The following is a 24,090-nucleotide window of genomic DNA, read 5'->3' on the forward strand; positions in this document are numbered from 1 at the left end:
ATTTCGTAGACATTTGGATGTTTCATAGAGAAACTGACTGGATAAGATCGTATGATGTACAAAAATTAGCTTCCTTTTTAGATGTTTATCGCTTCTATCTCGGTAAATCTTAAGTAGAAATAATATTTAGACATGAAAAAAGCGTTGTAATGAAGGTAGTTTCATCACAACGCTTATAACTTTAATAACAACAAGTTAAGATGTTCTTAAATGTTGTTTTTATTACATTTAGTAAAATATAAATTATTTTACAAACTCAATGGCTTTTTCAAGAGCTTGGTCGAGTCCTGCTGGATTTTTACCACCTGCTGTCGCGAAGAAAGGCTGTCCACCTCCGCCTCCTTGTATATGTTTACCCAGTTCGCGAACAATTTTACCAGCGTCTAAACCTTTATCGGCTACCAAATCTTTCGAAATATAGCAAAGCAATAAGGCCTTACTTTCTTCCTGAGTAGCTCCGAAAAGGATAAATGCTTTTTCGACTTCATTTCCTAACTGAAATGCCAAATCTTTCAGCGAAGCAAGGTCTAAATCCAATCGTTTTATTAAAGAGTTGATTCCATTTACAGGTTTAAACTCGGATTTAAGTTCTGATTTGAGATTTTTCGCTTGTTGACGTTTTAACTCTTCAATTTCTTTGGTCAAACGCAGATTTTCATTCTGCAAATGTGATATGGCTTTCAAAGGGTCTTGAGCGTTTTTAAGACCATGCCTTATTTCTTTGACCAATTTCTCTTGGTCTTTAAAATACTGTAACGCTCCATGCTTGGTAATTGCCTCAATACGACGTATGCCCGAGGCTACGGCTCCCTCTGAAACGATCTTGAAATACCATATATCCGCAGTGTTTTTGCTATGCGTACCTCCGCAGAGTTCCTTGCTATCACCAAACTGAATTACGCGTACGTTATCACCATATTTTTCACCAAACAAAGCCATTGCACCCATGTCCATTGCTTGTTGGATAGGTAAATTTCGGTGTTCTTGCAAATTGATTTTCTGTCCGATGAGTTCATTTACGCGGAGTTCGATGCGTTCTAATTCCTCGTCAGTGACTTTCTGAAAATGCGAAAAGTCAAAACGCAATGAGTGCATATCCACACGTGAACCTTTCTGTTCCGTATGCGTACCTAACACCTCACGTAATGCTTGATGCAGTAAGTGAGTTGCTGAGTGATTGGCAGCCGTGAGCGAACGCCCTAACGGATGAACTTCTGCTTTGAATGGGTCAGTTACGTTTTCGGGAAGCGTTTCGGATATGTGTATAATTAAGTTGTTTTCCTTCTTTGTATCAGTTATATAGGTAACTTCTCCGTTTGCGGATTGTAGTGTACCTTTGTCGCCTATTTGTCCACCTCCTTCAGGATAGAATGGTGTGGTATTGAATACTAACTGGTAGTATGTTCCTTCTTTAGAACTTTCTACCTTTCGATATTTTACTAAGCGTACGAAGGCCTCGAGAGTATCATAACCGATAAATTCTTCTTCATCGTCATCACGAAGTACCACCCAATCACCTGCTTTAACCTGTGCGGCAGCCCGTGAACGTTCCTTTTGCTTACGGAGATTTTCCTCAAAATCTTTTTCGTTTAGTGTGAATCCTTTCTCGCTTAATATCAATGCAGTAAGGTCAATAGGGAAGCCGTAAGTGTCATAAAGTTCAAATGCTTTAGCACCCGAAAGTTCCTTGTCCATGGAATTATTCATCATGGCATCAAGCATCAATAAACCTTGCTCGAGGGTTCTAAGAAAAGAAGCCTCCTCTTCACGGATGACGTTTTCCGCCAAAATTGCATTTCTTTCTATCTCAGGGAAGGTTTTTCCCATCTGTTGAGAAAGAGTCGTAACAAGCTGATGGATAAAAGGTTCTTTTTGATTTAGGAATGTGAATCCGTAGCGTATAGCTCTTCGCAAGATACGGCGGATAACGTAACCAGCTCCGTTGTTAGAAGGTAATTGTCCATCAGCGATGGCGAAAGCCACGGCACGAATGTGGTCAGCAATTACACGAATGGCTATGTTAATCTGCTCTTGTTCATCGGATACATTATTTCCTACCACATATTTACTTTGAGTGATTTCTTCAATCCGATTAATAAGCGGAGTGAAAACATCAGTGTCGTAGTTCGACTGTACTCCTTGCAATACCATACAAAGTCGCTCGAATCCCATACCCGTATCTACGTGTTGTGCAGGAAGTTTTTCAAGAGAGCCGTCAGCCTTACGGTTAAATTCCATAAACACGTTGTTCCATATTTCAATAACTTGTGGATGGTCGTTGTTTACTAATTCCTTACCATCGATTTTTTGTCGTTCATCATCGGAGCGTATGTCAACATGTATTTCGGTACAAGGCCCACAAGGCCCTTGGTCACCCATTTCCCAAAAGTTATCTTTTTTGTTTCCTAAAAGTATTCTATCGGTTTCGATCAGATTTTTCCAAATATCGTAAGCCTCTTGGTCAAAAGGTACATTATCCTGCTGACTTCCTTCGAAAACGGTTACATAGAGTCGGTCTTTAGGGATTTTATACACTTGGGTAAGAAGCTCCCACGCCCATTCGATAGCTTCTTTTTTGAAGTAATCACCGAAAGACCAGTTGCCGAGCATCTCAAACATGGTGTGGTGATAGGTATCTTTACCTACTTCCTCTAAATCGTTGTGTTTCCCCGAAACACGTAAGCATTTTTGAGTGTCTGCAATACGTTTACTATTTGGTTTTCCATTGCCTAAAAAATATTCTTTGAATTGGTTCATTCCCGCATTTGTAAACAACAAAGTTGGGTCATTTTTGATAACCATAGGGGCAGAAGGCACAATCGTATGTCCTTTGCTTTGGAAAAAATCTAAAAATTTCTGTCTAATTTCTTGTGAAGTCATATGCTTTCTAATCAATAAGTTAGGAGGTTTTTTTGAATGAATACACTCTAATTACAGTTATCACTATCATTCAAACATTCCTAAGGTGCAAATATAGAAAATTTTAAAACATAACCAAAGTAGATATGCTATACGCTAATCAGGTATAAGGGTTCAGTACCACTTCAAAATATATAAAAGGTAAATTTTATTTTGTTATAAATGTAACTTTTTGTATGAAATATTTTTTTTATTTCTATATTTGCCTATCAATCAATATGAAATGGAAAGAAAACCAATTTTTAAGATATCTCTTTTTGAGGCTTTTTTACCGATTATCATCCTGATAGTGATGTTAGGATACAATGTTTTTTACGTTTATGGAGACAATGCTTTGGGTGGTTCGAATCAGTTTATTCTACTGTTGGGAGCTGCTATTGCAGTTTTTATTGGTTTTATTAATGGAGTACCGATTCGTACAATGACACATGAAATATACAATAACATCAAGTCCACCAGTGGGGCGATTTTAATCTTACTTTTGGTAGGAGCTCTTTCTGGCACGTGGCTTTTGAGCGGTATTATCCCAACAATGATTTACTACGGCCTTCAAATTCTGACGCCTTCTATCTTTTTACCAGCTAGTGTGATTATTTGTTCTGCCGTTTCGGTAGCCATTGGTAGTAGCTGGACAACCTCTGCCACCATTGGTATAGCTCTGGTTGGTATAGGAACGTCTTTGGGTATTCCTTTAGGACTTATCGGAGGAGCAATCATCTCAGGAAGCTATTTCGGAGATAAGATGTCGCCCATGAGTGATACAACAAACTTGGCACCTGCATTAGCAGGGACGGATATTTTTACTCATATCAAGTATATGACCTACACCACAGTACCTTCTATTATCATTGCTTTGATTATTTTTACTGTAATTGGGTTTACAATTGACACTCATGGGATTTCTGATACACAGGCAATTCAAAATGCTATCTTGGAACGATTCAACGTAACTCCTTGGGTATTTGTAGTTCCTGCGATTATCTTAGTTATGATTTACAAAAAGGCAGAGCCTTTGGTAGCTTTGTTCTGTGGGGTAATACTTGGAGCATTGTTTGCGTTGGTTTTTCAGCACGATTTACTCCTGGAATTGACACAAACCATGAGTATGGAATTTGCCTCTACCTATCGCCTTATGATGGAAACGATTACTACATCCACACAGATCCCTACAGATAATGAAATTTTGAATGAATTATTTTCTTCGTCAGGAATGAGTGGTATGCTTCATACTATATGGTTGATAATCTGTGCTATGGCATTTGGAGGTGTAATGGAAGCTATTGGAGCATTGGAACGGATTACGGATTTTCTTCTCAATTTGTTTTCGTCCGTTTTTGGACTGTTCGCCAGTACAGTCATGAGTTGTATGGCATTAAATATAACGACTTCTGATCAATACCTCTCGTTGGTGGTTCCAGGAAAAATGTTCTCAAAAGCTTATGCTAAAAAAGGGTTAGCTCCTGAAAATCTGAGCCGTACGCTCGAAGACTCTGGAACCGTAACTTCAGTTCTCATCCCATGGAACACCTGTGCAGCATATAATAGCGGTGTGTTAGGAATTCCAACTTTGACCTATCTACCTTATGCATTTTTCAACATCATCAGCCCTTTTATGACATTGATTTTCGTTGCTTTCCGAATAAAAATTAGACGAATCACTGAAAAGGATATTTAATTGTCTTATAATTAATCATTTAGTTATTTTTTGCAATCCACAGATTCCAAATTTGATAAATGAATCCTGGAATCCACTCGTGGAAGGTCTTTCTATTGATTAGACTATCAAAAATTTACCTTTCCAAGCTTTCTTTGTAGATATATATAAAATATCTGTTCGAAAACATTCACAAAAAAGAAGTTTATTACAGACATAGTATTATAGACGAACTATCCAAACAGGAAGTTTTTGAAAGACAGATAAAGGTTGGTTTATCTATTTGTGAATTAATGAGTTGAAAACTATAACATTATTTTAACCTTTTTGAGATATTTTTGATTGTTTCTAAACCGAATATTTATGCTACTTTTGTGGTCTGGGAAGAGGTATAATTACAGAAAAGAGTTATAACTATAGAATGAGTTATAAAATAAGCTTTTCTGGAAACACATCAGGTAGCGAATTGAAGTACATTTCTGGATATTATTAAAAATCCCATTAAAACGACCATACCATAAACGTATATTCGATATAAAAAATGAAAACTTTAAAAGTGATAATAGCACATCATTTAAAAAAATTAGGACACACCCCTCGGTGGTTGGTTCTCGTTATTGATCTACTAATAAACACTATTTCGTTGTGGATTACTGTTTTTCTTTTTGAAAAAATTGGGATTAAGGCTCAGTCATCAGGTTACGAAAGGATGGTGTTAATACTCGCGATAAGCTTTTTATTCTTATGGCTTTTCAAATCACAACGAGGGCTTGTCAGACATTCAACTTTTCGTGATATTTGGAAAATTTTTTTTATAACAATTAGCATTTTATTTGCTTCAAAGGCAGTTAGTTGGCTTTGGCAGAGAGTATATGGCTACCCAATTTTTTTAGACATACATTTGGTTGTAAATTTTGTATTGTCATTTTTCCTATTATCTTTCTTTAGGATAACCGTGAAAGAGTTTTTTAGGAAAATTAATGAGTGGAATAACGGAAAGAAACAGCATTGGAAAATTATAGCCTTAGGGACTGATACTGAAATGGTTTCCGTAGCTAAAGTCATTAGAGACAATCCATATACTCCTTACGATTTGGTAGGTTTTTTGGTAGATGGTAACATAGGGAAAGCTACTTTACTAGGTAAAAAAATAATAAAAAAGCAGAGCTTTCTTGCAAAAAGTAAGGCTCAACTACAAATAGATGGAGTTTTGATTAACCAAAATGCACTTTCACGGTCGGAAATTGCCGAGTGGACAAATATCTTTCTAGACAAAGGGCTGAAAGTACTAAAAACACCAAGACTTCAAAAAGTAAGGTCAAACCAAGATGTAAAACTTAAATCTTTACAAATAGAGGATTTGTTGCATCGAAAACCTATAGTTATTGAAAATCAAGAAGTTATACAAAAACATTTTCAAAAAAATATATTAGTAACGGGAGGAGCGGGATCCATCGGGAGTGAGCTCATTCGACAGATAGCTACTTTTAAATCAGCTCAGATTGTGGTTTTGGATCAGGCTGAAACACCTTTGCATGATATTGAATTGGAATTAAGAGAAAAATTCCCTACGGTTTCGTTTAAATTTGTTCTTGCTGATATATCAAATAGAGAACGATTAGAAAGGATTTTTCAAAAATATCATTTTTCAATCGTTTACCATGCAGCAGCTTATAAGCATGTACCATTAATTGAAGAAAATCCCTATGAGGCTATTTTGGTTAACATTCAAGGGACTCGCAATGTAGCCTTATTGTCAAGTAAGTACAAAGTGGAGCGATTTGTGATGATTTCCACAGACAAGGCAGTGAATCCAACCAATGTGATGGGTGCTTCCAAAAGGACAGCCGAACTTTTTGTACAAGCGTTGCAAAAGGAAACTACCAACACAACAAAATTTATCACTACGCGTTTCGGGAATGTTTTGGGGTCGAATGGTTCGGTAATTCCTCATTTCAAACGACAAATAGAAAAAGGAGGCCCTATAACCATAACGCATCCCGACATTGTCCGTTATTTTATGACCATTCCTGAGGCTTGTGAGTTAGTGCTTCAAGCAGGAACGATGGGTATGGGAGGTGAAATATTCGTTTTTGATATGGGAGAACCTATCAAAATCTTGAATTTAGCTATTCGTATGATAAAACTATCGGGCTACGAACCTGAAACAGATATCAAGATTGTTTATACAGGACTTCGTCCAGGTGAAAAACTCTATGAGGAACTATTGAGTGATAATACAAAAACGTTACCAACACACCATGAGAAGATTATGATTTCAAAAGATCCTTCGGTGCCCTTTGACCAAATTAATCAATTGTCGGAAAAAATCGTAGCTGTCGCACAGACAGGAGATAAACTTCAAATGGTACGTGTTTTAAAAGAAATCGTGAAAGAATTCAAAAGCAATAATTCCATTTATGAAGAGTTGGATAAGTAATAAAAAGGATACTTATGGGCATAGCAACAAAGATGAAACTTAAACTAAGTAAAATAAACAAATTGCTGATAATCATTCTGTTACCGATATTTTTGCAAATTTTTGCTTCAATGCGACATGCTAATCGGTCAGTGAAAGAAGTCAATGTCAATCATTTAAGTGATGAGCAGTTTGTTACGGATGAATCTATACGGCGGATTTTACTCAAAGATCCACAGGCGCTTACGCCATTGCAATTAGTAGATTTGAAGGACTTAGAAGAAACCTTGAATAATCACCAAATGATTGAAAAAGCTGAAGTATTTTACACCATTGATGGAGTGTTAGAGGCTACGGTAAAACAACGACAGCCCATAGCCCGGATTTACGAGAATGGTGCTTTTTCCTATATGGATAGTCAAGGGAAATTAATGCCTTTATCCAACATTTATTCAGCAAGAGTACCTTTGGTGTACGGAAACGCTCAGAAATTTTGGGAAACTACCTATCAGCTGGTACAATTTATAAAAAAAGATGATTTTCTAACCAAAAACATTACCGAAATCAAAGTCACAAACAAAGGGGATTATCATTTTCGATTAAGAATACCTAATTTCGTAGTTATTTTTGGGAAATATGAGAATATTGAACAAAAAAAGGCAAATCTGAAAGCTTTTTATCGACAGATGGAGAAAGATGATCGGTTAAATGATTATAAAATTGTTAATTTAAAATATGCAAATCAAGTGGTTTGCACAAAATAATTATTTATCTTTGCAAAAAATTATTTTCTTGCGTAAAAAAATATTCCTACATTTGGGGATTAGAAAATAATATGGAAAAGACTTTAAAATAGAGAAAAAGGCTAAAAGACTCATTATCAATATGAAAAATGCTTTGAACGATAAAAAATATTATGTAGGTTTAGATATTGGCACCACCAAGATTGTCGCTATGGTTGGGACAAGAAATGAATATGGAAAAATTCAAATTTTGGGCTATGGACAATCAAAAAGCGATGGAATAACAAAAGGGGTTGTTCAGAATATCATTAAAACCACACAATCCATTTTAGAGGCTATCGCTGATGCTAAAACCAAAACTGGTTTGGAAGATATTCAAGATGTGATGGTTGGTATTGCAGGGCAACATATTTTGAGTCGCTCTCACAGTGATTATATCATCCGTCCAGATGCCGATAAATTGATAGATATTGATGATTTGGAGCAATTAAAACAGCAAGTTTATCGGATTGGACTAACTCCAGGTCAACGTATCATTCATGTGTTACCCCAAGAATATCGGGTAGATGATCAGGAACCAACGTCCGATCCCATCGGAATGATTGGCTCTCGGCTGGACGCTTCCTTTCATTTGGTAATTGGACAGGTAAGCTCCTCTACAAACATAGAGCGTTGTGTGACATCTTCAGGACTCAATGTTGTTGATCTTACGTTGGAACCGTTAGCTTCTGCTGAAGCTGTTTTGACGGAAGAAGAAAAAGATGTAGGAGTAGCATTGGTAGACATTGGAGGAGGTACCACAGATGTGGCAATCTTCAAGGACGGAATCATACGTCATACCGCTGTAATACCTCTGGGAGGAAATATCATAACAGAAGATATTAAGGAAGGATGTGCTATCCTTAGTAGACAAGCGGAAAAACTCAAAGTCGAATTTGGTTCTGCTTGGCCAGGGGAGAATAGAGATAATGAGATTGTCGCCATTTCTGGAATTATAGGAAGAGAACCTAAAGAAATATCTCTGAAAAACTTATCCAAAATTATTCATGCGCGTGTAAGCGAAATTATCGGGATGGTTTATAACGTGATTAAAAATTATGGTCACGAAGAAAATAAGAAAAAACTCATCGCAGGGATTGTACTCACAGGAGGAGGAAGCCAGTTAAAGCACATCGTTCAACTAACGGAATACATCACGGGTATGGACGTTCGTATCGGTTATCCAAATCAACATTTGACCAGCAAACCCGATGCTAAAATAAGTTCTCCGGTTTATGCTACATCTATAGGGTTGGTTATGAGTGCTATAGCTCATGAATCCGAAAAATTGATCATGCAACAACTCGAAGAGAAGAAAAAGCAAGAAGCTGAGGAAAAAGAACGAGAGCAAGAGGCCTTAAAAGAACAAGTGAAACAAGCACAATTGAGGGTTGCTCTGGATTCGGAGGAAGTTAGAAAGGAAGAGGAAGCTCCAAAAGAAAAATCTGGAGGATTTTGGGGACGCGTAAGAAATCTCAAAGATAAAATGGATAGTTTTTTTAGTGAAGACTATGACGACGACAAAGATTATAAGTAAAGTGGAAAACGAACAATTATGAATACAAACGATACGGATAAAGATTTAGGATTATTTGATTTGCCCAAAGGAAAAAGCAATGTAATCAAAGTGATTGGTGTTGGCGGAGGAGGATGTAATGCCGTGAATCACATGTTCTTAGAAGGAATCAAAGGCGTGGATTATGTGGTTTGCAACACCGATGCTCAGGCTCTTGAAAATAGTCCTGTTACCAATAAAATTCAATTAGGAGTTACTTTAACAGAAGGATTGGGAGCAGGGGCTGACCCAACCATAGGAGAAAAAGCTGCTGAAGAAAGTTTAGAAGAAATAAGCAAGGTGTTGGAAAACAATACTAAGATGGTTTTTATTACCGCAGGAATGGGAGGAGGAACTGGAACAGGAGCGGCTCCCATCATTGCTCGAAAATCCAAAGAATTAGGAATACTCACCGTAGGGATTGTCACTTCTCCTTTCATTTATGAAGGGTTAAAGCGAAGCCGACAAGCCAAAGCAGGAATTGAAAAACTGCGTGAGAATGTTGACTCCTTGATTGTGATTAACAATAACAAACTCACTGAAATATACGGTGATATGGGAATTACCGAAGGTTTAGCAAAGGCTGATGAGGTATTGATGAAAGGCGCAAAAGGAATGGCAGAGGTAATCAGTAAGCACTACACACTAAATATAGATTTGCGTGATGCTAACACAGTCCTCAAAAATGGAGGAACTGCCATCATGGGGTCTGCCATTGGTGAAGGAGAAAATAGAGCATTTCAAGCTATTGAAGGGGCTTTGAATTCTCCTCTCTTGAACGATAATAAAATCACGGGAGCAAAAAATGCTTTGGTTCTCATTGTTTCGGGGTCAAAAGAAGCTACCACACGTGAGGTTGAGGAAATTAACTATTATATTCAAGATCAGGCAGGTGATGATATGGCCGATATCATCATGGGAGTAGGAAAGGACGATAGTTTGGGAGAAGCTCTTTCTGTAACAGTTATCGCAACAGGGTTTGATGCTGACCAACAACGTGAAATAGTGAGTTCTGAAACCAAAAAAGTAATCCATGTACTTGATGAAACAAAACCAGTAGTTCATGACTTAACGGAGAGAAAAACGGTTCCCGTAGTCGATACTACTTGGGCAAAACCAGCTACCCCTGAAGCTCCAAAAGCTCCTCAAAATCAGAGTGCGATTACTTCTATGGTCGACCTTTTTAATATTTGGGTGAGTCAGGAACTTGTTCTTCCAGAAGAAAAATTTACAATCATAGAAAAACCACAGGTTGCGAATAGACCACAGCAACACATGCAATCAGGGCAATCATCACGTGCTGTAGAGTCAACTAAAAAACAAGATTCTTCAGAAAGAATTGTACATCAGTTGGGTGATACTGAAGAAAATCAGCCTCGTAATTTCACAACGAAGGCTCACATAACTACTTCAGGAGAGATTCGCCATTCTTTAAATGACTATATGGAGTTAGAAGAAACTCTTACTCAAGCACATCCTTCGGAAGTTTCTGATAATGAAGTTATTCTGTATAAAAGAGTGGAGCCTTTAAGCGAAGCGGGACAGCAAATGGATATGTTTACTGAGAGTGAGAGCAACGATCCTTTCAATAATCCGATTCCTGCAAATATTATGAAAACTCGTTCAAATCGCCTACAAGATTATAACTATAAGTTTAACACATCCAATTATACGGATAGTAATTCTCATTCAAGAACTTCTATCAGTAGAGACAGTTCGGGGGAGATTCAATTCAGAAAAAATAATTCGTTTTTACACGATAATGTAGATTAGCGATAAGATTTCTATACATAAACTAAACGAGGCTACCGAATATATTTCAGGTAGCCTCGTTTATTTGGTAGGACGTTATGCCTAAATTAAGCTAAAATCGTGTTTCTAATTTAATGTACTCTAAAAATTCTTTTCGAATCTGTGGGTCTTTGAATTTTCCGCCAAATTCTGCTGTCACAGTGCTACTTTCAATATCTTTAATACCTCGCGAATTGACGCAGAGGTGTTTCGCGTCAATCACACAAGCTACGTCTTCCGTACCCAAAGCTTGTTGCATTTCTTGAACAATTTGCATAGTCAAACGTTCCTGAACTTGCGGACGCTTTGCGTAATATTCTACTATACGATTCATTTTTGATAGTCCGATAACTCGACCATTTGAGATATATCCCACATGGGCTCGACCAATAATCGGCAACAAATGGTGTTCACAGGTAGAGTAAACTACAATGTTTTTTTCTACTAACATTTCACCGTATTTGTAGCTGTTGTCAAAGGTTGAAGCCGATGGTTTTCGGTCAGGATGCAATCCGCCAAATATTTCTTTTACAAACATTTTTGCTACTCGTTTTGGGGTTCCTCGCAGACTGTCATCATCCAGATCCAATCCTAAGGTGTGCATGATTTCACGTACATTTTTTTCAATTGCATCAATTTTTTCAGAATCTGATTTGTCGAAAGCATCGTTTCGTAAAGGTGTTTTTGCCGATGTACATACGTGGTTATCACCTAAAATATCTTCTTCAGAATTGTGTTTGTCAATCATTTCTAAAATATTAAACTTATGTTTTAAAACCGCAAATATAATCTTTTTCTCCCGATATATCTTTATTTTTCTAAAATTGATATACAAAAGCGTTGATGTTCATTCCTGCTCCAACCGAGGCAAACAATACTACGTCCCCTTTATTAATCCGATGTTCATCCAGTTCTCCTTTCATAATCATTGCCAGTAGCGAAGGTATTGTAGCTACGCTGTTATTACCTAATTTGTGAATCACCATGGGCATGACATTCTCAGGGGCATGTAAATTGTAGAGTTGATAGAAACGATTCACGATGGCTTCGTCCATTTTTTCGTTTGCTTGATGGATGATTATTTTTTTTAACTGTTCAATACTAAAGCCACTTTTGTCGAAACATTCTTTCATTGCTTGTGGCACGTTCGATAGTGCAAATTCATAGATTTTTCGTCCGTTCATTTTAATATATCGTACTGAAGAACAGCTATCTGTGTTATATGATTTTCCGAAAAATAGATAGTCTTTTTCTTTAGCAGTGAACGAGGCCGAAAGATGTGATTTCAATCCTGCGTTGTCATCACTGAATTCAATAACGGCCGCTCCAGCTCCGTCGGCATAGATCATAGTGTCACGATCATGGATGTCCACCACGCGTGAAAGAGTTTCTGCTCCGATGACCAAACAACGCTTCGCGATTCCAGCCTTGATAAATGCGTTAGCATGAATCATACCTTCTACCCACCCTGGACAACCAAAAATAAGATCATATGCCACACATGAACTATTCTCAATTCCCAATTTATGTTTTACTCGTGCTGCTAAACTTGGCAACATATCCGACTGAATGGTTCCGAAAGCTACGTCTCCAAAATTATGAGCAAAGATGATATAATCCAGCGTATTCGGGTCTATTTTTGCGTTTTCAATAGCTTCTTTTGCTGCAAGAAACCCTAAGTCAGATGTGTTTTGCTCTTTCTCTGCATAGCGTCTCTCCTCAATTCCTGTGATTTCTTTAAGTTTGTTTGCTATTGTAGAGTTGTCTTGTTTCAAGATATTTCCGCGTTCATCTAAAAAAAGGTAGCTATCGAAAAACACGTTGGTGATAGTTTGGGTGGGAATATAGTTTCCTACGCCTATAATTTTTGTTGCCATTTCAATAAACACTCTCTTCCATAATCCCCTTCGTTAGGGAATCTCGTAAAGTGAGTCACAAAGGTACTCATTAAATAAAAGCAACATTATTTTTTTAACGAAATTTATGAACTCTGAACAAATACCTCCACGAATGTTCATAGATAGCCATGTCTGTGAATCATTTTATATCAAATACTATCGTATATGAACCCCGTTGATATTTAAAATCAATTTTATATATTCCTGATAAAAACGATTCAAAACATTGTGTTTCTGTATGTTATATATTTATCTTTGTCACTTAACATGTTGTATTTAAAAATATTAGACAAAACATATAATATTCTTAAAAAATATTGTAGCTTTGCTATTTTAATTTTAACATATTAATTTTATGAAAATCATAAGAGGTTTAGCAGTAGCTTTATTGCTTCCTGCTTTGTTGCAAACCACTATGGCAACAACCAAATTGGAAGAGCAGCATATTTCGGTGAAAGATTCCGTTTCTTTCAAAAAGCCACTTCCTTTTGATAATGAAGTGAAGGTAGGGAAATTACCTAATGGATTCCAGTATTTTATCCGTAAGAATGTTGAGCCTAAGAATCGTGTTACGATGTATTTGGCTGTGAAAGTAGGCTCGATTTTAGAAACTGAATCGCAATTAGGATTAGCTCACTTTTTGGAACATATGAACTTCAATGGCTTGAAGCATTTCCCTAAGAATGAATTGGTAAACTATTTGCAAAAAGTAGGAGTACGTTTTGGAAGCGATTTGAACGCTTACACAGGTTTTGACCAAACGGTTTATCAATTGCCCATTCCTTCGGATGACCCCGAAATATTGAAGAATGGATTGCAAGTGATGCGTGATTGGGCTCAAGACGCACTACTTACTGCTGAGGAAATTGACAAAGAAAGAGGTGTAGTACTGGAGGAAATGCGTGGAGGTCGCGGAGCGATGCAACGTATGCGCGATAAATTCTTCCCATTGATGTTTAATAACTCTCGTTACGCCAACCGTTTGCCAATTGGAACTGAACCTATTATCACTAATTTCCCATATGAGGAGTTGCGCAAGTTTCATAGAGATTGGTATCGTCCTGATTTGCAGTCTATAATAATTGTGGGAGATATTGATGTAAACCAAATAGAGAATGAGGTAAAACGGCTGTTTTCGGATATGAAAGTACATCCTAATGCTCCAAAACGAGAAGAATATCAGGTGCCTTTCTTGAACAAAAATCAGTTCTTAACGGTTACCGACCCTGAAATGACTGCAATAGTTACTCAGATGTTTATCAAACATCCGAAGACTAATATCAAAACTGAGGGAGATTACCGTAAATCATTATTAAAAGCGGTTTATAGCCGAATGATTAATAATCGTTTGAGTGAACTTCGCCAAAGTGCTAATCCACCGTTTTTATCGGGAACAATTTCTATTAGTGACTTCTTGGCAAATATGCAAACCTTCGGAGCTTCGATGGTTAGTAAACCAAATGAATATGAAGTTGGGTTTAAAGCTATTCTTCGTGAGTTGGAGCGTGTGCAACGTTTTGGTTTTACGCAGACTGAGCTTGACCGTGCCATCGCTTCTATCAGCAAAGGTAACGAAACAGCGTATATTGAGCGAGATAAAAAGAAATCCGATGAGTACGTAAACCGTTATTTGAACTATTTCTTGGAGGACGCTCCTGCGTTAAGCAATGAGGATTCATATAACATTACCAAGAGATTGTTACCAACATTAACATTGAAAGAAGTTGTTGCTTTAACAAAAGAATATTATACGGATGTAAATCGCGACATTATCATTTTGGCTCCTGATAGCCAAAAAAATTCGCTCCCAACAGAAGCTCAAATTAATCAATGGATTGCTGAGGTTGAGGCAGAGAAGGTAACTGCATATGAGGATAAAGTTTCTGATTTACCATTATTAGCAAAACAACCTGTTAAAGGAAGTATCGTAGCAGAGAAGAACTTGACAAAAGTTGCCGCTAAGGAATTGACTTTGAGTAACGGAGTTAAAGTAGTATTGAAACCAACAACTTTCAAAAACGACCAGATTCTCATCAATGCGTTTAGTCCAGGGGGAACCAACATGTATGCTGATAAAGACTACCATTCAAGCAGTTACGCTAGTAGCTTAGTAGGACAAAGTGGTGTTGGTCAAATGAACGCTATTGAACTCAAAAAATATTTGACAGGTAAAAATGTGCATGTAGGAACTTATATTGGTGAGCGAGAGGAAGGCGTTTCAGCTTTCTCTGACAAAGAAGGATTGAAAACAACTTTTGAGCTTATTTATGGGTATTTCACTGAGCCTCGTATTGATGAAGACATTTTCCAAGGAACGTTAGCAAATGTCATTTCAGGGATGTCTAACAGAGAAAATGATCCTAATTTTGTTTTCAGACGTGACATCACTAATAAGCTCTACAAAGGAAATATTCGCCGTGTACCTAATACGGAGGAAGATATTAAATCAATCTCCAAAGACAGAGCCTTGAATATCTACAAAGACCGTTTTGCAGATGCTTCCGATTTTGTGTTTGTTATCGTAGGTTCGTTCGATGAGAAGGATATCCGTCCGTTGTTGGAAGAATATATTGCCTCATTACCAAGTTTAAAACGTAATGAAAAAACACCAGATTTAGGCATCTATGAGCCTAAAAAAGGATTTAACTTAGTTACTAATAAAGGTAAAGAAGAGAAAGCTTTAGCAAATTTGAGATACTACGGTGATTTCAAATACGATGTGCAAGAAGTGTTGAATATGCAAGCTCTTCAAAGTGTTTTGACCATAAAACTTATAGAACGACTACGCGAAGATGAAGGAGGAGTGTATGGAACAGGAGCTCGTATCAATACATCTAAATATCCAAAAGGACGTTATAACGTGTCAATCACCATTGGGACAGGTACTGAAAAATATCGTCACTTAATCAACTTAGCATTGGAAGAGGTTGAGAAAATCAAGAAAAATGGACCTTCACAAGCTGATTTGGATAAATTCAAAATAGAAGTACAACGCCAAAATGAGCTTATGGTAAAAGAAAACGGTTTTTGGCAAGGGCTTTTGTCGGGAGCGTATCGCAACCAGCAACCCATAGAAACTCCAGAAGAAATATTGAAACGTTTGGATAAAGTCAATATAAAATCGGTTCAAAAAGTAGCTCAAAAGTACTTGAAAAAAGACCAATTATTTGAGTTTATATTACTTCCAGATGCGAAATAATCGCTTTTGAGAAATAGGAAGAGGCTATCTGATAAGATTTTCAGGTAGCCTTTCTTGTTTCCTAAAAAATCATTTGCATACCTTTCAAAAAAACATTATCTTTGGCTTCATCTAAAATAATACTCAATGAAACCAAAAATACCAGTTTTAGGAATTGTAATCACCGTATTGATTTTTATCTCGGTGATGATGTTTGGATTACCAGTTTACAACGTGTGGCAACAAGAAATGGCTGGTAAGGCTGAAATGGCAAAAGCCGAACAAAACCGAAAAATCCTTATTGAAGAAGCCAAAGCTCGATTGGAAGCCGAAAAACTTAACGCTCAGGCCGAAATTGAGAGAGCAAGAGGTATGGCAGAAGCAATGAAAATCGAAAACGGAACGCTCAATTCGGTCTATAATCAGTATTTATTTATCCGAACGCTCGAAAAGTTGGCAGACAAAGGCAATCTTCCGCAGATTATTTACATGCCTTCCGAAGGATTAGTTCCCGTGATGGATGTTTCTAAAAACAAAACAGAATAAGGCATCAATCAGGCAAAACAATGCCACAACTAAATAGTTAAACCTCTGTTTGCGTTGTTTAGGTGGATAACTATTTAGTGATGATTACCTAAGGATTGCAGAAAAACGCAATCATTTAGTTAAAGGTTTCTTCCGAAAGAAGATATAAATCACTTTTTAGTAGGAGGCTTCCGCAAGATGAAGCTACTAATGACTAAAAAATCATACGCTGAATTACTCAAAATTTATATACAATGAAACGATTATTAACAATAGTACGTGTTTCCGAATTGGCTGATATAGCTCATCGTTTGGTGGGGCTTTTTCATCAGGAAAATGAATTACAAACAGATGCTTTTTTGAAAAATCTGTTTGAGAAAATTGACACACAGGCTACGGCACTTTCGGTGGCTATCAAAAAAGAAGTTGCCGTTTCCAAGTTGGAAGAAGCGGACAATCTGCGTGACGAAACGATTATGAATTTAAGCAACATATTGCTGGGTTATCGCTCGATGCGTTCGCCTGAAATCCGTGAAAGTGCTGAAAAACTATATGCTGTTTTTGACCGTTACGGAACGAAAATTACACGTGAAAACTACTCGAGCGAATCGGCACATATCGAATCGCTTTTACGAGATTTTTCTGCTACCGAGTTGCAAGAAGCTATCGGAAAACTTTTGGGAGTATCCGATACGATAGAAGAGCTTCGCACTCGTCAGACGGCTTTCCATACCGAGCGAATGGCATATGAAAAGTCCGTTTCCGAACAAGAATTCGACGAGTCGGCAACAGCTCTGAAAAAACCTTTATTGGGGCTTATCAATACAAAATTGATTAGTTATTTGGCTGCTTTACAGGAAGAAAGTACTTACGCTAACTTCGCAAAGGTGGTTTCACAAGTAATTGATGATGCCAATGCAACCATCAATCGCCGAGGGAAGAAGTAAATAAAAAATCATAGTTTTCTGTTAGTAAATATACTGAGGTGAAAGTGTTGACGAAAGAATATATAAGAGAAATAAAATTAGATAATGCAGGTGGCTTAGAGCAGCTTGTCCATCGTAATTTGAATAATAGTGGGAATATTATTTTTATTCTTGAAAATTTAGGGAAATTACCTGTTTCATTTGATTATCATTGGCTTGTGGACTTAATAAATTATGACAATGAACAGGTGCGTTTTTGGGTGGTTAAGAATTTAGGAAAATTAAAATCTGAGAATATTATTACTCACTTGGAAAACATTTCTAAAAATGATAAAAGTACGTTGGTTCGTAGAGAAGCTATTTCTTCTATAGGGAGACTTCGTGATGAGAAAAATCAACAAGTATTACTTGGAAATCTGTTAGATGAAGATCCGAAAATTGTAAGTCAAGCTATTCGTGGATTGCTCGTCTTTAAAGGAGATAAAAAAATTGATATTGCACTAAAAGAGCTAATAAATCACGAAAATGAAATGGTTAGAAGTGTGATTTATAAGGAATATTTTGCACAAGAGAAGAAGAAAAAATCCATTCTGCCTCACCCAGAAACGTATTCTTTTTTAAAAAATGTAGTTGTAAACGGTGATGTTCGAGATGTATTGAAAAATGTCCCAGATGAGAGCATTCATCTTACATTTACTTCTCCTCCTTACTATAATGCTCGTGATTATTCCATTTATCCCAGTTATGATGCGTATTTACATTTTTTAGAGGAAGTTTTCCAAGAAACCTATCGAGTTACCAAAGAAGGCAGATTTCTTATTGTGAATACCTCTCCGGTAATTGTTCCTCGTATTAGTAGAGCTCATTCTAGTAAGAGATATCCAATTCCTTTTGATATTCATCACTTTTTAGTACAAATGGGTTGGGAATTTATTGATGATATTATTTGGCAGAAACCAGAGTATAGTGTTAAAAATAGAATTGGTGGATTCCAACAACATCGAAAGCCATTGGCATATAAACCAAATACAACAACTGAATATTTAATGGTTTATAGAAAGCAGACAGAAAAGCTGATTGATTGGAATATTAAGCAATATTCAAAGGAAATTGTAGAAGAAAGTAAGGTGGCTGATGGATTTGAAACTACCAATGTTTGGCAAATTCACCCTAAATCTGATAAAATTCATTCGGCAATTTTTCCAGTAGATTTGTGTAAAAGGGTTGTAGAATATTATTCTTTTAAAGGAGATTTAATTTTTGACCCTTTCGGAGGAAGTGGAACATTAGGGCGAACGGCAAAAAGTTTAGGGCGTAATTTTTTCCTTACAGAAAAAGAACCAAAGTATTTTGAGTATATGAAAACTTTTCAGAAAAAAGATATCTTTCAAAACCACTCGACGAAGTTTTTTACGCTAGACGAATTTAAAAAATCTATTCTATGACGCTTACAGACCAAATAGTAAAAAATATAATTACAAGAGTTATAAAATCCGAGGACTATCGGATAGAAATAGTAAACCTTATCAACGCTGAGTTTTTGCAGTTTTCTGTTGACTTCTTTAAAAAAATAGTAACAGCAAAACTTAATTCAGAAGATATTACCATAGATTGGTATAAGAGGTATTTTATGTCAGAAGGTTTATCTTCTGAAGATATAGCAATAAACTCAGGATTGAATAAGAAAACCATAAGTAATATGTATGGTTCAGCTACTCGTACAATTGTTATTGAAGCCTCTAATGAACATTTTGAATCATTATATCAAAGTATTCAAACTTTGGTAGAAATCGAAAAAGAAATTGACTTAGTTTTGACTATTAAGTTGAAAGGAGTTAGCGTTGATTTAAATGTAAGTGAAAGTTTGGTCGTTATCAATACTTTGGCAGTAAAACGAGCTGCATTAAGGGGAGGACTTTGGAGTACTGCCGGAAAAAGCGTAGAAAAATACTTAATGCTTACCTTGTGTAAATTATATCAAGTTCCTGAAAGTAATTATGATGCTAAACATTTTGTAAAGGATAAAGGTAAAAAAGTGGATAGAGAAATTGATTTTTATCTTCTTGAAAGGGATAATAAGTATTTGTGTGAAGTTAAACTTATGGGTAAGGGCAATCCTGAAAGTGCAGATGCTATTATTGCAAGAAGTACAAATATTTTTGTCGCAGATACTTTATCTCAACAAAATAAAAATCAATGTGATGAATTAGGAATTCATTGGATAGCTTTACGTGATGCTAATGGATTTAGAAAATTTAAATCAATATTAGAAAAATTGCAAATTCCTTATAATGATTACAAAGGAAATTTAGATGAAGATTTACCAAATATACTAAACACTTTATTTAATAATTAAAATGAAATACGTAAAACTTTTATTACTATTTTGCTCGGTTTCGCTTTATGCACAACAGGGCGGAATGTGGATTCCTTCGCTTTTGGAGGGAATGAATGAAAAAGAAATGAAATCGCTGGGAATGAGAATGTCTGTTTCTGATATTTATTCCGTGAATAAATCAAGTTTGAAAGATGCCGTGCCACATTTTAACAATGGATGTACCTCTGAAATGATTTCCGCACAAGGGCTACTATTGACGAACCATCACTGTGGATATGGACAAATACAATCACATTCAACTCTTAAAAACGATTATCTTGCGGATGGATTTTGGGCAATGAGCAAGTCAGAAGAACTTCCCAACCTAGGAACAGTTGCTACGTTTATCATTCGTATTGAAGATGTTACTGAGAAAATATTGAAAGGAATTGAAAATGTTTCTTCTGAAACTGAGAAATCTAATGTTATTGAAAAAAACACCGCTGAATTGGTGAAAACGTCACCCAAAGAGGCGTGGCAGGAAAATCGCGTACGGGCATTTTACAACGGAAATCAATATATTTTGTTCGTGGTAGAAAACTTTAAAGATGTGCGTTTGGTGGGAGCTCCGCCGTCTTCTATCGGAAAGTTTGGTTCTGATACCGATAATTGGCTATATCCCCGACATACAGGCGATTTTGCACTGTTCCGTATCTATGCCGATAAAAATAATCGTCCCGCGGAATATTCTAAAGACAATGTGCCGTACAGACCTAAACACTTCTTCCCAATTTCGTTGGACGGCATTTCTGAGGATGATTTTACCATGGTTTTCGGTTACCCAGGGCGTACGCAGGAGTATTTACCGTCGGTTGCTGTGGAACAAATCATCAATGTGGTGAATCCTGCTCGTATTGGAATTCGTGATGTGGTGCTGAAAGTACAAGACGGGTATATGCGTAAAGACCAAGCCATTAAGATTAAATATGCTTCTAAATACGCACGAGTGGCAAACTATTGGAAAAAATGGATTGGCGAGAGCCAAGGTCTGAAAAAATCAAACGCCGTTGCTATAAAACAACAACAAGAGGCTATTTTTGTAAAAAACATCGAAAAAGATAAAAAAACAGAAGAATATGGAGCTATTTTGCCTGAATTCTCTAAAAAATATAAAGCATTTGAACCTTATTCATTGTCAAATGAATTGTTTAATGAGTTGATGCTGAGAAATATAGATTTCTTAACCAATGGATATCGTATGTATCAACTACAGCTGATTTTAGAAAAAAGAGGGCAACAGTCTTTTAATGATAGAAAGAAAAATCTGTTAGAAACATTCAAAAATGTATTCAAAGACTACGAAAAAGTGGTAGACAGAGATGTTTTTGAAAAAGCCATCGTTTTCTATGCTGAAAATATGCCAAAGCAGTTTTTGGTAGAGAACCTACGTTCCTTTGACTCTAAAAAACTAGCGGATGAGCTTTATGGAAATTCATTTTTGGCATCTTATGAGGAAATTGAGAAAGTACTTTCGCTTTCACCACAAGATTTTGCCCAAAAGCTCAAAGATGATAAAGGAATGCAGTTTGTAACGCTTATGGCGGAAAATTATGTGAATAATGTATTACCTACTTACCAAAAATTGGATGCAGAAATTCAAGCCTTACAGCGTACGTATATGAAAGCCATTTTGGAGTTTTCAAAGCCTGAGGATAGAATTTTCCCTGATGCAAATAGTACATTGCGTGTTACTTACGGAAAAGTAAAAGGATATGCCCCTGCCGATGCGGTATATTATAGCCCTGTAACTTATTTGGAAGGTGTGATGGAAAAATACGTTCCGAACGATTACGAATTTGATGTTCCGCAGAAATTACGTGACTTATATGAGAAGAAAGATTTTGGAGCTTACGCAGACAAGAACGGAAAAATGCCTGTTTGCTTCATCGCTACCAATCATACCACAGGTGGAAATTCGGGAAGTCCTGCTATTGATGCACACGGAAATCTCATCGGGCTTAATTTCGACCGCGTTTGGGAAGGTACAATGAGCGATATTCATTACGACCCTGAAATCTGTCGTAATATTATGGTGGATATTCGTTATGTTCTATTCATCATCGATAAATATGCAGGAGCAAAACACCTCATTGACGAGATGAGATTGGTGCATCCGAAGAAAAATACTTCTTCTAAGAAATCAAAGAAAAAACGTAAGTAAAATGTTTTTGATGGTATTATAAGTGTGAAATCCGTAAAAATGAGAGTTCTATGAAATCAGATAGTTTATATTTTGAAAAACAGAGATTTACTCCTATTTGGGTAAGTATTCTACTTTTGATACTGTGGTTTTATTTTGCTATTAGAGCATACCAACAAATATTTCTTCACAAGCCTTTTGGAGATTCTCCAATGTCAAATATGGGTTTGATTTTGTTTAACCTCATTCTGCTAGTGATTATTTCGGTTTTGCTTGTTCTTAAGCTAAAATTAACAATAACGCCAGAGGCTATTCAAGTACAATTTCATCCGATATACACGAGGAAAGTTCCTTTAAAGAATATCAGAAAAATAGAAATTATTGATTATAAAATGATAAGTTCAGGTATCAGAATCAGTCTAAAATATGGAACCGTGTATAGAGTCAGGGGAAATAAAGGACTATTTATAACATTAAAAAATGGAGAAACCCTTCTAATAGGTATTCAGAATGAAGAAACTCTTTCTCAAAATGAGATTTTAAATACATATTTAGTTGCTAATTAAGGAATATTGAGGGCTTTCGTGTTAATTAATGTGGAAGCCCTCGTTTTGTGTTACTAAAAGCCTAAATTCCATTAGTAAGTACAATTTTTTGGGATAGTTTTTCTCTCTTTTTTCTTTGTTTATATTGTTCGAAAAAGTAATAAATCGTAACTTTGCGAAGTTTAATTTTTTAAAAAATCTACAACAAATATGAAACTAAATAAATTTATTGACCACACACTTCTGAAAGCTAATGCAACTATTTCAGAAATTGAAACGCTTTGCAAAGAGGCTGTTACGTATGATTTTTTCTCTGTTTGCGTGAATAGTGCATTTGTGCCGTATGCTAAAGATTTTTTAAAAGGTACAGATATTAACGTATGTAGTGTTGTTGGTTTTCCTTTGGGAGCTATGAGTTTGAAATCCAAAGTTTTTGAAACAGAACAAGCTCTTGCAGATGGGGCAAATGAAATAGATATGGTAATTAATGTAGGGCTTTTAAAATCGGGAGAGGTTGATAAAGTTCGCGAAGAAATTGCTCAAATCAAGAAAGCTTGTGGAAATAACGTACTGAAAGTGATTTTAGAAACTTGCTATCTTACCGATGAAGAAAAGAAATTGGCTTGTAAACTATCTGTAGAGGCAGGTGCTGATTTTGTGAAAACTTCTACAGGATTTGGTACAGGAGGAGCAACTCTTTCGGATGTTCAGCTTATGAAAGAAGCTGTAAACGGAAAGGCTAAGATTAAAGCTTCAGGAGGTGTTCGAGATTTTCAAACAGCAAAACAATACATTGATTTGGGAGTAGAACGCATCGGAACTTCCAACGGAATTGCCATTGTCACAGGAGGAAAAGGTGAGGGATATTAAGTTATGAATACGATTGATATCATCCTACTTGTTGTATTAGGGTTTGGTTTGGTACGAGGTCTATGGAGAGGACTCATTATTGAGTTAGCTTCGTTACTTGCAATTATATTAGGAATTTACGGGGCTATTCATTTTTCGTTTTATATTGCTGATATCTTGAGCCAATATGTTTCTTTTGAAAAATCGACAATGGAAGTGATTTCTTTTGTTTTCACCTTGATTTTGATAATGTTAGGCGTGATGCTTTTAGCAAAATTACTTACAAAAGTAGTCAAATTTGCCTCGTTAGGATTGTTAAATAGATTAGGAGGAGGTGTTTTCGGGTTACTCAAAACTGCCATTATTGCAGGGTCGCTGTTCATTGTTTTGGAGAAAACATGGCAAACTGATAAATGGTTACCACAAGAGACCTTGAAAAACTCAGTGCTTTATGAACCCATAAAAACCATCGGTGGGGTTGTTTACGGCAACGTTTTTTAAAAAACAAACCTTTTGTTATAATAATTGGAAG

17 protein-coding genes are annotated in these 24,090 nt (G+C 36.3%); 14 read left to right on the forward strand and 3 right to left on the reverse strand.

Annotated elements, in window-relative coordinates; translation table 11 throughout:
* Positions 1–243 precede the first annotated feature (243 nt).
* Entirely contained in the window at positions 244–2,880 is a 2,637-nt protein-coding gene (gene alaS / locus CCAND38_RS02675; RefSeq protein ID WP_042343686.1) for an alanine--tRNA ligase, read from the reverse strand.
* Positions 2,881–3,142: 262 nt separating this feature from the next.
* Between alaS and nhaC the strand changes: the two genes are divergently transcribed.
* The 5 genes from nhaC (at position 3,143) to ftsZ (ending at position 11,102) form a co-directional block, all read left to right on the forward strand.
* Positions 3,143–4,594 carry a Na+/H+ antiporter NhaC gene (nhaC, locus tag CCAND38_RS02680; protein ID WP_042343687.1) on the forward strand — a complete coding sequence of 484 codons (1,452 nt, stop codon included), beginning with the start codon at positions 3,143–3,145 and terminating at the stop codon, positions 4,592–4,594.
* Between the two features lie 520 nt (positions 4,595–5,114).
* Complete coding sequence (locus CCAND38_RS02685; RefSeq protein WP_042343689.1) at positions 5,115–7,013, forward strand: polysaccharide biosynthesis protein; 1,899 nt, start codon at positions 5,115–5,117, stop codon at positions 7,011–7,013.
* A 14-nt stretch (positions 7,014–7,027) separates the two neighbouring features.
* On the forward strand, positions 7,028–7,756 hold the full coding sequence (locus CCAND38_RS02690; protein WP_231549991.1) for a cell division protein FtsQ/DivIB: 729 nt from the start codon (positions 7,028–7,030) through the stop codon (positions 7,754–7,756).
* 133 nt (positions 7,757–7,889) lie between these two features.
* Positions 7,890–9,311: a cell division protein FtsA gene (gene ftsA / locus CCAND38_RS02695; protein ID WP_095894437.1), complete on the forward strand. Its 1,422-nt coding sequence runs from the start codon at positions 7,890–7,892 to the stop codon at positions 9,309–9,311.
* 18 nt (positions 9,312–9,329) lie between these two features.
* Complete coding sequence (ftsZ, locus tag CCAND38_RS02700) at positions 9,330–11,102, forward strand: cell division protein FtsZ (protein WP_082024937.1); 1,773 nt, start codon at positions 9,330–9,332, stop codon at positions 11,100–11,102.
* A gap of 91 nt (positions 11,103–11,193) precedes the next feature.
* On the opposite strand, the gene folE is transcribed toward ftsZ, so the two are convergent.
* Together folE and CCAND38_RS02710 are read right to left on the reverse strand one after the other, a co-directional pair.
* A complete protein-coding gene (folE, locus tag CCAND38_RS02705) occupies positions 11,194–11,868 on the reverse strand; it encodes a GTP cyclohydrolase I FolE (protein ID WP_042007550.1) in 675 nt (224 codons plus the stop codon).
* Between the two features lie 70 nt (positions 11,869–11,938).
* On the reverse strand, positions 11,939–12,997 hold the full coding sequence (locus CCAND38_RS02710) for a 3-oxoacyl-ACP synthase III family protein (RefSeq protein WP_042343723.1): 1,059 nt from the start codon (positions 12,995–12,997) through the stop codon (positions 11,939–11,941).
* Between the two features lie 376 nt (positions 12,998–13,373).
* On the opposite strand from CCAND38_RS02710, the gene CCAND38_RS02715 reads away from it, so the two are divergent.
* The 9 genes from CCAND38_RS02715 to CCAND38_RS02755 all read left to right on the forward strand — a co-directional run bounded on the left by CCAND38_RS02715 (position 13,374) and on the right by CCAND38_RS02755 (position 24,059).
* Positions 13,374–16,217: a M16 family metallopeptidase gene (locus CCAND38_RS02715; RefSeq protein WP_042343691.1), complete on the forward strand. Its 2,844-nt coding sequence runs from the start codon at positions 13,374–13,376 to the stop codon at positions 16,215–16,217.
* 126 nt (positions 16,218–16,343) lie between these two features.
* Positions 16,344–16,742 carry a hypothetical protein gene (locus CCAND38_RS02720; RefSeq protein WP_042343693.1) on the forward strand — a complete coding sequence of 133 codons (399 nt, stop codon included), beginning with the start codon at positions 16,344–16,346 and terminating at the stop codon, positions 16,740–16,742.
* A gap of 233 nt (positions 16,743–16,975) precedes the next feature.
* Positions 16,976–17,668, forward strand: a complete 693-nt coding sequence (locus tag CCAND38_RS02725) for a DUF6261 family protein (protein ID WP_013997263.1) — start codon at positions 16,976–16,978, stop codon at positions 17,666–17,668.
* A gap of 38 nt (positions 17,669–17,706) precedes the next feature.
* Positions 17,707–19,092: a DNA methyltransferase gene (locus CCAND38_RS02730; RefSeq protein ID WP_231549992.1), complete on the forward strand. Its 1,386-nt coding sequence runs from the start codon at positions 17,707–17,709 to the stop codon at positions 19,090–19,092.
* On the forward strand, positions 19,089–20,003 hold the full coding sequence (locus tag CCAND38_RS02735) for a CfrBI family restriction endonuclease (protein ID WP_042343695.1): 915 nt from the start codon (positions 19,089–19,091) through the stop codon (positions 20,001–20,003). The genes CCAND38_RS02730 and CCAND38_RS02735 overlap by 4 nt, the downstream gene beginning before the upstream one ends.
* Before the next feature lies 1 nt (position 20,004).
* The gene (locus CCAND38_RS02740) at positions 20,005–22,185 is read left to right on the forward strand and encodes a S46 family peptidase (RefSeq protein WP_042343696.1); all 2,181 of its coding nucleotides are present in this window, start codon (positions 20,005–20,007) and stop codon (positions 22,183–22,185) included.
* A 50-nt stretch (positions 22,186–22,235) separates the two neighbouring features.
* On the forward strand, positions 22,236–22,730 hold the full coding sequence (locus CCAND38_RS02745; protein ID WP_042009548.1) for a hypothetical protein: 495 nt from the start codon (positions 22,236–22,238) through the stop codon (positions 22,728–22,730).
* A 189-nt stretch (positions 22,731–22,919) separates the two neighbouring features.
* Positions 22,920–23,579: a deoxyribose-phosphate aldolase gene (gene deoC / locus CCAND38_RS02750; protein ID WP_042343697.1), complete on the forward strand. Its 660-nt coding sequence runs from the start codon at positions 22,920–22,922 to the stop codon at positions 23,577–23,579.
* Between the two features lie 3 nt (positions 23,580–23,582).
* Positions 23,583–24,059 carry a CvpA family protein gene (locus CCAND38_RS02755; RefSeq protein WP_042343700.1) on the forward strand — a complete coding sequence of 159 codons (477 nt, stop codon included), beginning with the start codon at positions 23,583–23,585 and terminating at the stop codon, positions 24,057–24,059.
* The last annotated feature ends 31 nt before the right edge of the window (positions 24,060–24,090 follow it).

Source organism: Capnocytophaga canis (genome assembly GCF_000827555.1).
GTDB lineage: Bacteria > Bacteroidota > Bacteroidia > Flavobacteriales > Flavobacteriaceae > Capnocytophaga > Capnocytophaga canis.